A 12,291-nucleotide genomic window follows, 5' to 3' on the forward strand; every position below is an offset into this window, starting at 1 on the left:
GGCGATAACCATAGATCGGATTCGTTCTGGCACGATCCAATGCTTCTCCCTATTCAGGTCAGAACGCGGCATCGGCCGGCTGCTGGTTCGAAGCCCCAAGCCTTTCCCGATTGCCTTAGGATAGCGACGGTGGACGACATCAGACGCACCCGTGAGTCTCACGGTGCAGACCAACCGCTTCCGACGACAGACATCCTGATGTCGCTTTCCGCGCTTGCCAAGAGCGGCGCGATCGGCAGCATCATCAAGCTCGTCAGCGCCGGCCTGTCGTTCCTCATGTTCGTGGCACTGGCCCTGATCACCGATGAACGGCAGTTCGGCCTTTACAGCGCAGCCTATGCCGGGGCCAGCCTGGCGTCCTTCTTCGCATCGGTCGGCCAACAGGGCACCGTGCTCAGGTTCTGGCCGCAATATGCCGGCGCCAATGACTACGCCTCGGCGAACAGCCTGATGGCGCGCGCCATCCTGGTCGCATTGGCCGGGCTGGCCATCGCCAGCCTCTTGATCTTCGGACTGGGATATCTGCCTTTCGCCATGACGAATGTGCCGGAGTGGCTCTCGCTGTGTGGCGCCGCCGCGGGACTTTGTTTCGCGCTCGGCTGGTCAGAGTTCACATCCGGCGCCTTCCGCGCCAAGAACGCGTTGATCTTCGGCCTGCTGCCGCGCGACATCATCTGGCGAGCGGCGATCATTGCAGCCTTCGTCGCGGCGCGCGTTATGGGAATCCAGCTCAGCGCGGTCGTCGCCCTCCACCTCACCGCCGGACTGCTGGTCCTGTCCGTCGTTCCGCAGACAGTGCTGTTGCTGCGCGATACCGCCCGCGCCGAGCGAAGCTCGCTCACCCAGCATCAGAAGAACGAGTTCAGGAGCGTGACACTCGGGCTGTGGGGCGTCACCGCGCTGCCGCCGGCACTCGCGCAAGTCAGCACGCTGCTTGTCGCTGCGATCCTCGGCGCGGAGCTTGCGGGCGCAATCTTCGTCGCCGATCGAACCACCAGGCTCGTGATCCTCGCCCTCAACGGCATCAACCAGGCGCTCGCACCGCAGATTTCCGGAGCCTTCTATCGCGGCAACAAGGCTCACGTGCAGCGCATCACCAGCCTAGCCGCCTGCGGTGGCTTCATCCTTGCGCTGCTCGTGCTCGCGGCCTACACGATCTTCGCCGGTCCGATTCTGTCGATCTTCAATCCGAGCTACGCCACACCTGCGCTGAAGGCGACGCTCATCATCTTCGGCATCGGCGCGACCATCGGCACCGCCTGTGGTCCGGTCGAGTTGCTGCTGCAATTGACCGGCCGGCAGCATGCGCTGTTCAAGCTCTTGATGATCGTGAACCTGGTCGGGCTCGCCGTGACGGCGGCAGCGACCTATCTGCTGGGTCCGGTTGGCGCGGCGCTCAGCATCAGCGGCACGATTGCTGCCTGGACCATCCTTGGGGTGCTCATCGCCCGCCGCACTCTCGGCATCAACCCTTCGATCTTCGGATTCCCCATGCGAAACGGGCTGCGCGGAGCCCTCACACTGCTGGGAAGCCGTTCGTAGGACGGCCGACACGCGCGGCGTCTCACCCCACCGCACGGTTTCGGGTTCCTCGCAGCGGCCGGCTGCGGCTACTGGTGAATGACAACGCCGGTTGCAGTCTCGCGATTGCGCGCGAGCGCATCCATGAGACGGGTGATGCGATCGGTATCCTGCGTGCGCGCATCGACGACGAACACGGCGAAATCGATGTGATCAGCGAGCTTGGCGATGTCTCCGACATTATCCAGCACGGTGCCGTCGATGACAACGATGTCGAACTCGGAGCGGACGTCGCCGGAGGCAACCCCCGTTTCGGTCCGTCCGGACAAGAGCGACATCAACGAGGACGCCGTCGTATGCACCGGCATGATGTCAGTGTCGGCCGCCATCGCCGCATCTGCCGGAAGCTTCGCTGCCGACGGCTCCACCTTGATCAGCACGCTCAGCATGCCGCGCTCGAGCGCGAGCGCATTCAGCGCATCGGCCACCGCCGTTCTGACCGTTCCGGCGCTGCCCGCGAGGAACAGCACCACCCGCCCGCGCATGCCCCGCGAGAGCGCGATCCTTTCCAGAAGCTCCGCAAGATTGGCTTTGGCCTCCGGCGCAGGGGCGACGGCGTGAACGGATGCCGCATCGCTGGGGCGCGGACGCGCCTGCGGCGGCAGCACGCCCCATACCGGCAGATCGAGCGCGGCATTGGCTGGCGCGGGGACGCCGGTCTGGCTCCGGATCGCAGCGAGGCTCGCCAGCGATGCGGCAACCGGCAAGGCGACGCCGCCCGCATCGAGCAGAACCACCGCCACCGCCGCAAGCAGCAGGGATGCGGCAGCGATCGCAGGAATCAGCACCGGCAATGTCGGCCGATTGGGCCGAGCCGGCACTGTCGCCGCCGACACGAACTGGGTCTGCGAAGGCTGCAGCGACCGCTGCTCGCTCGTGGTCTTATAGCGCGCGAGGAACTGCTCATAGATGCCCCGGTCGGCCTCGGCCTGGCGTCGGAGATCCTGCAGCTTCACCGCCGCCTCTCCGGTCATCAGCATTTCGCCTTCGACCGAGCCGAGCAGGGTCTCAAGCTGCTTCTGCTGATCGCGAAGCGTTTCATAATCCGACTTGGCGGCCTGCACGAGCCGGTTGCGCTCGGTTGCGATCTGCCGCTCGAGCTCGTTGCGCTGATTGAGCGCAATGACCAGGTCCGGGTGCCGATCACCGAAGACCGCCCGCTTCTGCGCGATCTGATCGTTCAGTTGCGTGCGCTGCGTGCGCAGCACGTTGAGCAGTTCCGAGCGCGAGCCCATCGACGTGTCGACATTGGAGCGCGCATCGCGCTGGATCTGATCGTAGCGCGCCTTGGCCTCCTCGGTGCGCAGCTTGGCGGCGGAAATCAACTGGCTGAGCTCGGTGGCCCGGACCTGTCGGGTGGTGCTGTCCCGGCCGGCCTCGACGATTCCATGCTTGGTCTTGAACGCGGCGACCGCATCCTCCGATGCCGTCAGCCGGTCGCGCAGCGTTTTCAGGCGGCTGCTCAGCCAATCCGAGGCCTCCTCGGTCGCCAACGTCCGCGCCTTCGTCTGGTTCGCCACGAAGGCTTCCGCGATGGCGTTGGCATAGGTCGCCGCCTTCTGCGGATCGTCGGACGTGAACGAAATGGCGACGACATAGGTCTGGCCGCGGCGGACGACCTGCAGGCGCTTGCGGAAATACATCAGCAGTTCGGACATGTCCGTCTCGCCGCCGGAGATGTCCCGATCCTTGGCCACGTCCAGCTTCTCGATCAGCGGGATCAGGAAGCCGTCGGAGCTCGCGATCTCAATGATGCTGAGGAGCGAAGCCGTGTCCTGGCCAATCCCCGGGAGGACCTCCTGTTCGGTGGTCACCCTCTGCTCACGCGGATCGACGAAGATCAGCGAGGTTGCCGTGTAGCGCGCGGGGATGATGAACAGCAGCGCAAGGCCGAGCGCAAACAAGGCAAGCGCGAGCGCGGCGATCTGCCTGATGTTCCGACGCAGCGACGCGATCAGCTCGGCTGGCGAAAGCCGCTGGAGAAAGACCGTGCGGGCGCTCCCAGGCGGCTGCGCCTCAGGCCTCTCCCGCGAGGCCGGAACGGCTTCAGTGATCCGGTCGACCGGCCCCACTGCTGCCTGCCTTCCCAGCATCGGACGCACTCCAGTTTGGACCAAGGTTCTCCGCGCGCGGAGCCCCTGAAACGTAAAGATTTGTGCTTAAGCAACCGTTACGCTGACAGATTTTCGCAACCCCACAGCCCTGGCGAGAGCCCTTTCAGCCGGGCGCGATCCTCTCGAAATGGCCCAACGCAGCGCCTCGCGCGCCGCTGCGATCGCCAATGACAGTAAGATGATGATTCCGCATCTACGTAGGAGCGCGGATAGAAAACTGCACGCGACCCGCGCCGTCGTCCGCCTTACGGCGTACCACAGGCGTCGCCCACCTGGACGGCCCTGAACGCAGACCGTTGTAATATCAGCGATATGACGACGGTGTCCGTCGCCCGCCATGACGCGCGACGCTTGCGATGGGATGCACTCGACCCCTGTACGGTGATACGGCCGGCCAACAAGGCTCTTTTCAAACCAACAGCGATTTGGTCAGCATGCGTCGGGGGGACAATGATCGGATAGGATATCCGTGATGCGTAAAATTGTCCGCAAGGCTGTAATCATTGAGGCGTCTGTCTTCGAACTCGCGACCGAGATGGATGTGATCGAAGTCGATCGGCAGCTCTGGCTCGTTCCCCAATGGATTCCCAACCCGAATGGAATGACGAAGCGGCCCGAACGCATGGTGTCGCTGGAGACCACCGTCTACACGCGCCATCCCGGCGCCCATGTGGAATTCGTTCTGCATAATCCCGTACCGAGGTCAGTGCTGCGGGATCCGCTTCCCACGATCGGAACAGGTTCGTACATCGTCCGCGAACACCTCGATCTCGAATTTCCGATCGATACGACCGCGGCCGCATCGCTGACGCAGCATTAGGACTTGCCGCAAAGTTGCGGCGTTTCGCCCACCGGGGTGTCCTTCGGCGGGCGGCGCGACCCGGCTTCGGTTAGCAGACGCCGACGATCACCGCCGCGAGTGCTCGCGATCTACGGGAGACGCGACCCAAATTCATCAAGCATGCTGCACTTCCTGCACATCGCACTGCACAATGTTCGAGAGATTATAGATCTGCGACGCATTGGCCGCTTGCCGAACGCGACGGCCGCATTAGGATCGCGGCGTCGTTGCGTTGTCCCGAACCAAGTTCACTCAACGACAGAGGCAGGGCCGCTCCCCCGTGATTTAGGGCGGCCCTGTCGTTTTACCGGCATTTCATTCCAGCCGCACTGCCGCGGCACTCCGACTTACCGCCAAAGCCCGGTCCGCACCGCTGCACGGAGCAGCCGGGTCTTTGCTTCATGACTGGCGCCGTATGCTTCGTGGCTGGCGCTGTATACCTTGGCGGCTGTCGCCCTACACTTATGTCTTTACCAGAAGACAAGGGCGGCTACGCTTGCACGATCCTTCCGGGCAATCGACGCGATGGATTGCATCCGTCACAGGAACATACTCGATCGGCTCAACGGCCTGCATAGCCGCCACGCTACGCGGCACGGGCAGATCGCTGAGTTCGGGCCAATCGATCTGCTCGAGGGCCGCCAAGGACATAAAGACGGCGGCGGGCAGGACGAACGAAAGCTTGCGACGATGACGTGCGTTCATATCTGTTACTTCTTTACGCAATCCGCGAAACACCCGTAGATGACTGATTGCGCCTCGTAGCGACGGCGATGCTATCGATCTTCGCGACAGGGCATGTAGCATCGATGAGAGTTCGAGGATTGGACGGGCTGGCGAAGTCGTCCCATTAATACGACTCGGCTGCATTTGACTATTCACGAAAGCGCAAGTTCCGCGACGCAAGCCGGACAATCGCATCACACAGTTGTCATGTCCGATGTTAAGTCCGAAACGCGATGCCATTCGTGGCTATCTCATGGCAAGCCATGGCGACGCATCACACACGCACGGACTGCAAGCCTTGAGCGTCAACGGCCTGCGAGAGTGACGTTCCGGACGAACGCTCAAGCGCGTGCGAATGCTGCCGCGGCCTCACCTGCCGAACGGCCGCTGGCCGCAGCGGTATCGGACAACAGACCGAGCGGCCCGACCCAATCGCCGGAGATAAAGAGACCATCGACATCCGGGACGACGAAACTGGGACGACCGCTGGCGCCGCCCTTCGCCGCAAGAGGAATGGACGAGATCACCGGCATGGCTGGCAGGAATTGGCGCGCGCGCTCGTGCTCACGCCATCCCGGTTGCGCCAGATCGACAAATCCTTCGAGCTCGGCAACGAGCTGATCACGGCTGAACGTTTCGCCCGGCTCCAGGTAGCGCATCGTGTGGATGAGAGCTGCGCCGTCCGGCGCAAGACGCGCCGCGTTGCTATGGACGGAGAAGTACAGCGGGCGATCGACGGCGAGCGCAAACAGAACATCCGGGCGCGGCAGGTGCGCAAGGCCGAGGTCGAGGCAGGCCACCTTCGCCGGCACCGCTGCGGCTGCTGCCGCCCCAACAGCGTCGAAGGCAGGACATAGTGTCGCCACCTGTGCGGGATTCACGGCCAGCACGACCGCACGCGCGGTCAAGCCGGTGCCATCTGCAAGCTCGACACGCCAGCGTGTGTCGCGCTCGATCGATTCGACACGGCAGCTTGAACGCAGGTCAACACCGCGCTGGGCGCAGGCGGCGCATAAGCTGTCGATCATGGTCCCCCAGCCGCCGTCCAGATAGCGGGCGCCCCGCGTCAGGCCGCCATGAAGCTGATCGAGGAGCGTCCGCCCATCCGCGACCTCCGGCGCATGGACGATGCTCGTCAGTCGCACCAACGCCGCAAGCATCGAGCGGACCATGGGCGATGGCGAGAGTGCTGCGAGCGCCGCGCTCAAGGATATTCCGGACGGAACGTCCGGCGATCCATCGCGCAGGCTGCGCAACAGTGATGCCAGCTCGGCTTTCTCCACGTCGGACAGTAACGTGGTCGCGGCAAGTCCTGCAGCCCTGAAAGGGGCTGGGTGCAGCGCGTTCTCGTAGACGAAGACTCCGTCGGCGAGAGCTGGAGGGCGGCCGGCCGCGGTGATGCCGAGATTCTGCAACGCCTTGTCGAGAAAACCGTCGCGATAAAGCGCGTGAGCCCCCTGGTTGAAGTGATATCCGGAGACGATCCGCGTCCTCGCCCGTCCGCCAAATTCCGATGCCGCCTCAACGAGCAGCACGCTGGCCCCGCTCTCCGCGGCGAAGGCAGCCGAAACCATCCCTGCGACGCCGCCGCCGACCACGACGACGTCAACCTCAGATGCGCCCATCGCCTCCTCCTATTACGGATAATTTGTATCCGATTTAACACGGATATATATTATCCGCAATGAGAATCAGCGACGGCGTCGAATGGGCGGTTCATGTATGCGGCGTGCTCGCGGCCGCGCCGGAGGGACGAGGTGTGCCCGGCGCCAAGCTCGCCGAATTTCACGCGTTACCCCCGGCCTATCTGGCCAAGCACCTGCAAGCGCTGTCGCGCGCCGGCATCGTCGCCGCGGATCGCGGCGCGAAGGGCGGCTATCGGCTCGGACGTCCGCCTGCCAAAATCTCGTTGCTCGATATCGTGGTAGCGATCGAGGGACCGCAGCCCGCCTTCCGCTGCACCGAAATTCGCAAGCAGGGGCCCTGTCCGGCGCCGCCGTCGGCCTGCCGAAAGGCATGTCCGATTGCGCGTGCGTTTCTTGCAGCGGAAATGGCGTGGCGCCAGGCGCTCGCGAACGTAACGGTGGCGCAGATGAATGCGGCTGCCGCGGCGGAATCGTTCGACGACAAGCGACGCCGCGACTTTCAGGCATGGCTGAGCGCGGCTCTGCAATGAGCCGCGCGACCGCGATCAATAACACGCAGGAACCGGTGGCGTGCTGCATCGGCACGCCACCGGTCCGGTCGAGCCGAAATACGCGGCCTTAGCAGTTCGGCATGTTCGCCGGGCGCTGCTGGGCCATTCCGCCGACCGAACTGTTTCCCATGCCGGAGCCGGGCGATGCGCTGCCTGCCGTGCCTGGGGCCGAAGGTCCAGACACCGAACTCCCTGTCGTGGTGTTGTTCGGGTTGTTGTTCTTAGCGCCGGTCATATCTGCACCCGGCGCGCGGTTCTTCACCATGTTCGAACTGACATCCCAACACTGGGTCGGGCTCGTCGTCGTGCCGCTCATGCCCGGTCCGGTGTTCTGAGCGTAGGCCGCAGTGATCGTTCCAACTGCGACGGCGGACAGCAATAGCACCTTCAGCTTCGTCATCGTTGCACCCGTCATTCTTGCCTCCGGATTCGTTTCCAGAGTCGTGGCTTCCAGACGGGCTTAATTCGTTCGGCGCGGAGGCGTTCCTCAGTCGCTGGCCCTGAAGCCGGCGTCATCGCGGTTCTGTCCCGCGGCGTTGGCCCAATGGAACATCCAGCACCGGAACAGGTTGGACATCAACCTCACAGCTTTGATCCGCGCATGTCCCGCATCCGCATCGGCACATCTGGATGGCACTATGCATCTTGGAAGGGAATCTTCTTTCCGAGAGGTCTCATGATCCGGCATCAGCTGCCGTACTATGCTACACAGTTCTCGACCACCGAGCTGAATGGTGTCTTCTATCGCATGCCGGAAGCGAAAACGGTGGCCAACTGGCGGGACAGCACCGACGACGATTTCATCTTCGCATGGAAAGCGTCCCGCTTCATCACGCACTGGAAACGGCTGTCGGACGGTTCGCAGGACAGTGTTGCCCTCATGACATCCCGCCTCGCCGTTCTCGGGGAGAAGGCGGGGCCGATCCTGTTCCAACTGCCGCCCAACTTTGCATCGAACCAGGACCGCCTCGCTTCGTTCATCAAGCATCTGCCGAAACAGCACCGCTACAGCTTCGAATTTCGTCATCCGAGCTGGTACGCGCCGAACACTCTGAGGGTCCTATCGGATGCCAACATCGCGCTCTGCCTGTCCGACCACCATCATGCTCCGGCACCCTGGCAGCGCACGGCCGATTTTGTGTACATCCGTGGTCATGGTCCCGGAGGGCGGTACAAGGGCCGCTATCCGGATGCTACGCTTGCGGATTGGACGCGTCGGATACGCTCCTGGAAGAGGCAGGGCTACGACGTATACGTCTACTTCGACAACGACCAGAAAAGCGCCGCCCCGAAAGACGCCAGCAAGCTTAAGCTGATGATGCAGCCGCCGCACGCATCTCGCGATTAACGCGCCCGAGCCAAACAGCTCAGCAGCAACCGCGAAGGACCGCGCGTCACGCCCTCACTATTTGTCGGGCTTCAGGCCCGGCGAGTCGATCCAGCGCTTTGCATCGGCATACATTCGCAATTGCGAGACTTCCTTGAGGACGGATTGCCGCTCCACACCTTCAGGCAGGCTTTCTGCGACCGTTTCGCGCTCTTGAACCAGTTCGTCGATTTCGTCCGCCGACAGATAGATCACTTTCTTAATCCGCTTCATGGTCATTCCAATCGTTTTCAAACGCGGCCAAGCATTCGATCAACCAAGTGCTCGACCAGAAGCGCCCCGGAATATCGGTGATGAGGCACAATCCCTCACGACCGAAATGGTTGCTCAGTCGGAAACCGATTTCCGGATTCGATCAAAACGTATGAACACAAGGTCAGTGACTCTGACCGAGCCCCGCATCTACAAGCCCCGCTGGCAGACGAAAGGACGCAGTGTGGAACAGCTTGCATGACAAGGCGTTGCGCTTGCATCGATACCAAGGGAGCGATCCATGACGCAAACAGCGCGTGATATCTTTATTGTTGGTCTTCGCAATGCCCATGCGATGGAAGTTCAAGCCCGGGAACTGATGGAGCGCCAGTCGGAACGGCTGACCGACTATCCAGAAGTTCAATCCAAGGTGAAGCAGCACCTGGATGAAACGAATGCTCAACTGCAGAGACTCGAGGCGTGTCTGGAAAGCTGCGGTGAAAGCAGCTCGACGTTGAAGGACACAACCACCTCGATCATGGCCAACACCCAGGCCATGATGCATTCGATGGCCGGTGACGAGATCCTGAAGAATACGTTCGCCAACAACGCCTTCGAGAACTTCGAAATCGCTGCCTATAAATCGCTGCTGGCGCTCTGCAACGACGCCGGCGCTCCCACAGCCAGAGCCCCGCTCGAGGAGTCCCTCAAGGAAGAGCAGCGCATGGCCGAGTGGATCGACTCGCATGTCGAAAGCATTACCAAGCAGTACATGGCGCGGGAGCAACGCGAAGTTGCCTGACTGCGGCATGGCCATCTCGCGACGACCTTGATGGTCCGGCAGCTCGTAGCTGCTGGACCATTTCTTTACCCTCAAGCACTACAGCACTACGCCTCTCGGCATCGCGGCGCCTTCTCCCACTGGCTCACCGGACGTTTGTGACCCTCAGCGAGGAACGCGGCGGGCTGCTTGCTGTTGAGTCCGGACTTCCTCGAGGGATGGTCCGGAGGCTTCATGGCAACGACCGCCGATATTCTCGTCGAAACGCTGATCGCATGGAAGGTTTCGGTCGTCTTCGGACTCCCCGGCGACGGCATCAATGGGATCATGGAAGCGCTGCGGACGCGCCAGGACCGTATCCGCTTTGTACAGGTCCGCCATGAGGAATCCGCTGCCTTCATGGCCTCTGCCTATGCCAAATGGACCGGCAAGCTCGGGGTGTTGTAGCGCGCAATTTCAAATGGCACCGCGCGCAACTTCAAATGTCACCCCTTGAAGCGCTCGTTTCCGGTCGGTTCCCAGCAATCTCGACAAGCCCACTTAGCAGCTTGCCGTCACCCTCCATGGCGCTGCGGATGCGGTGCATCATCGACCAGACGGTGGGGCGGCGCATATCGAGGTCGCGGGCCGCCTGATCTGCTGGTCATCCCAGCCCGGAGAACCGCGATGAGCCTCTAGGAGGGCCGAGAACAGCGCTTTACTCCGACCAACTACACGGCTAGGCTTTTTGATTGTGCGCCTGGCTTGAAATCTGGGCTCACGACCGAAGGCGACGTAGGAAAGCCCGCTCATGCCGGGAGGCTCCAAGAATAACCGTTAGTAGCAGCGCTGGGTCGCTCCCAGCGTGGCGGCAATATTGGGGGCCAGCTTCCTACGTCGCTGGATTTCAACCTCCCGGCACCAAGCGTGGTAGGGGCATTGATATGCAGGAAGCTCACATCTGGTTGGTGGCGATCGCCGCCGCAGCTCTCGCTTGGCCGTTCATCAAGGTGGCCGGCGCATTCATCGCTGATGCCGTCGCATCGACGGCCGCGAGCATCAAGAACTAAGCTACTCTCAATTCTGACGGCCAAATCGCGCGCAGGGCATCCGCGTCCTGCGCGCCTTTTATTTTCTCAACCAGTGGCGCGAGATCAACGACCAGCGGCGCACTCCAAAGGTCGTCATCGCTGTCGCGTCGCTTCGTCTCAATCGCCAACGCCGACTTGATATGCGCAAGCTGAATCGGCCTCGCCTTCCGCAGGTCTACTGAGATNGGCCCGCCGTTCGCGCTACGGCGCCAGGCGTTCCGAAACCAGCGGTCAGCCGGCACGTCTGCTGCGTCCCATAGCTCGATTGCGGTGCCGTGTGGCCCGCAGTCTCGGTCCCGGATGATCTCCAGCGCCTCGGCCGTCGTACAGCCGCCGAACTCGAGCGCATGAACGAACCGGCGCGCGACGTCGGACCGAATACCGTTCGCGATATTCCGTTCGACCTGCTCGTCGAGGAAGCCGCGTGGTCGCTTGCCGAAATACGATCCGTGCGCCATGGCCGCGATGATTTCCGGCGTCGGCGTGCAGATGCTGACGCCGGCATCGCCGTGACGCGTGTAGACGATGACCTTCATCAGCTACTGAGCCCCGAATAGCGCCGCCGTAGAGTTGCCGTCGGTCAGCGCACCGCTCGTATCCGCAACGGTGAAGATCTGCGCAACCGACGAACTCACGTTTCCGCCGCTCGATCGGTTTCCCGTATTCAGGGAGCCAACAATCGTCGCATAGGTGTTCGCAGCGAAGGCGATTGCAAGGTTCAAGCGCGCTTCGCCGACCTGCTGATCCGTCACCGAGCTAACGTTGTCGCTATCACCAGCACTTGGCGTTCCTCCCGAGTAGGTGAGCCGAGCGTATGCCTTGGCGATTCCGAACTGACGACGACCGAGCGTATCGCTTTTGATCAGCCACGACGACCCGGCAGACGTCAGCGTCACAGACTCGAGCGTCCGCCGGAGAACAAGCTGTAGGGTGTCTTCAACCGGATCGGTACTACTCGCGCCAGCGATTGTCACGGTGTTCGACGTGCTGTCGATTTTCTTGAACGTGAACTCCATCGACGCCGCAGCCACCATGGACGGCAGCGTAATGGTCCGGGAGCCGCTCGTCGCATCCACAAGAATGAGATAGCCGCGGTCATCGGCCACGACGGTATAATCCCCTGACTTGGAGATGACGGGGCAGTAGGCCGTCTGCTTCAGAACGTCGAGGAAGGTGGCCGCCCCAAACAAGTCCTTGCCAATCGTGGTAGCGCCGATGTTCGTCTGTAGCGCCGTCTTTTGTGGACCCGTCAGGGTCGACGACAGATCCTTGGTCGTCAGAACCTCTTCGCCTTCGACTTGCAAACGTCCCGCAGCCGGGCGCGTAACGCTGGTATCCGCTGCATTGCCCAATTCGAGTCCGGCGAACTGAGGAGTCGCCCCAGTGCCGAGCCCAAGGTTCG

12 protein-coding genes and 1 pseudogene are annotated in these 12,291 nt (G+C 62.4%); 7 read left to right on the plus strand and 6 right to left on the minus strand.

All coding sequences use genetic code 11. From position 1 onward, the window contains the following. Positions 1-198 precede the first annotated feature (198 nt). Entirely contained in the window at positions 199-1,542 is a 1,344-nt protein-coding gene (locus X566_RS17210) for a lipopolysaccharide biosynthesis protein (protein WP_244434820.1), read from the plus strand. Positions 1,543-1,610: 68 nt separating this feature from the next. On the opposite strand, the gene X566_RS17215 is transcribed toward X566_RS17210, so the two are convergent. Further along, the gene (locus tag X566_RS17215; RefSeq protein ID WP_081740294.1) at positions 1,611-3,674 is read right to left on the minus strand and encodes a GumC family protein; all 2,064 of its coding nucleotides are present in this window, start codon (positions 3,672-3,674) and stop codon (positions 1,611-1,613) included. Positions 3,675-4,167: 493 nt separating this feature from the next. On the opposite strand from X566_RS17215, the gene X566_RS17220 reads away from it, so the two are divergent. Beyond that, a complete protein-coding gene (locus X566_RS17220) occupies positions 4,168-4,515 on the plus strand; it encodes a hypothetical protein (protein WP_034469667.1) in 348 nt (115 codons plus the stop codon). Positions 4,516-4,998: 483 nt separating this feature from the next. On the opposite strand, the gene X566_RS24785 is transcribed toward X566_RS17220, so the two are convergent. Together X566_RS24785 and X566_RS17230 are read right to left on the minus strand one after the other, a co-directional pair. Continuing rightward, positions 4,999-5,241 carry a hypothetical protein gene (locus tag X566_RS24785; RefSeq protein WP_152539954.1) on the minus strand — a complete coding sequence of 81 codons (243 nt, stop codon included), beginning with the start codon at positions 5,239-5,241 and terminating at the stop codon, positions 4,999-5,001. A 362-nt stretch (positions 5,242-5,603) separates the two neighbouring features. After that, on the minus strand, positions 5,604-6,887 hold the full coding sequence (locus X566_RS17230; RefSeq protein WP_034469673.1) for an FAD-dependent oxidoreductase: 1,284 nt from the start codon (positions 6,885-6,887) through the stop codon (positions 5,604-5,606). Between the two features lie 59 nt (positions 6,888-6,946). Here X566_RS17230 and X566_RS17235 point away from each other — a divergent pair, with 59 nt between their 5' ends. Further along, positions 6,947-7,438, plus strand: a complete 492-nt coding sequence (locus X566_RS17235; protein ID WP_034469676.1) for an Rrf2 family transcriptional regulator — start codon at positions 6,947-6,949, stop codon at positions 7,436-7,438. 88 nt (positions 7,439-7,526) lie between these two features. Here X566_RS17235 and X566_RS24790 read toward each other — a convergent pair whose 3' ends face one another. Beyond that, complete coding sequence (locus X566_RS24790) at positions 7,527-7,874, minus strand: hypothetical protein (RefSeq protein ID WP_152539955.1); 348 nt, start codon at positions 7,872-7,874, stop codon at positions 7,527-7,529. Between the two features lie 186 nt (positions 7,875-8,060). On the opposite strand from X566_RS24790, the gene X566_RS17245 reads away from it, so the two are divergent. Continuing rightward, positions 8,061-8,807: a DUF72 domain-containing protein gene (locus tag X566_RS17245; RefSeq protein WP_034469683.1), complete on the plus strand. Its 747-nt coding sequence runs from the start codon at positions 8,061-8,063 to the stop codon at positions 8,805-8,807. A gap of 57 nt (positions 8,808-8,864) precedes the next feature. Here X566_RS17245 and X566_RS17250 read toward each other — a convergent pair whose 3' ends face one another. Next, on the minus strand, positions 8,865-9,065 hold the full coding sequence (locus tag X566_RS17250; RefSeq protein ID WP_034469685.1) for a hypothetical protein: 201 nt from the start codon (positions 9,063-9,065) through the stop codon (positions 8,865-8,867). A 274-nt stretch (positions 9,066-9,339) separates the two neighbouring features. Here X566_RS17250 and X566_RS17255 point away from each other — a divergent pair, with 274 nt between their 5' ends. From X566_RS17255 to X566_RS25475, 3 genes and pseudogenes are all read left to right on the plus strand, one after another. After that, complete coding sequence (locus tag X566_RS17255) at positions 9,340-9,840, plus strand: ferritin-like domain-containing protein (protein WP_034469686.1); 501 nt, start codon at positions 9,340-9,342, stop codon at positions 9,838-9,840. A gap of 213 nt (positions 9,841-10,053) precedes the next feature. Continuing rightward, positions 10,054-10,260: pseudogene (locus X566_RS17260) on the plus strand (thiamine pyrophosphate-binding protein); the annotation flags it as partial. 482 nt (positions 10,261-10,742) lie between these two features. Beyond that, positions 10,743-10,868, plus strand: a complete 126-nt coding sequence (locus tag X566_RS25475; RefSeq protein ID WP_275451008.1) for a hypothetical protein — start codon at positions 10,743-10,745, stop codon at positions 10,866-10,868. 560 nt (positions 10,869-11,428) lie between these two features. Here X566_RS25475 and X566_RS25055 read toward each other — a convergent pair. After that, on the minus strand, positions 11,429-12,291 hold an 863-nt coding region (locus tag X566_RS25055; RefSeq protein ID WP_034462751.1), incomplete at its 5' end, for a hypothetical protein.

Source organism: Afipia sp. P52-10 (assembly GCF_000516555.1).
GTDB lineage: Bacteria > Pseudomonadota > Alphaproteobacteria > Rhizobiales > Xanthobacteraceae > P52-10.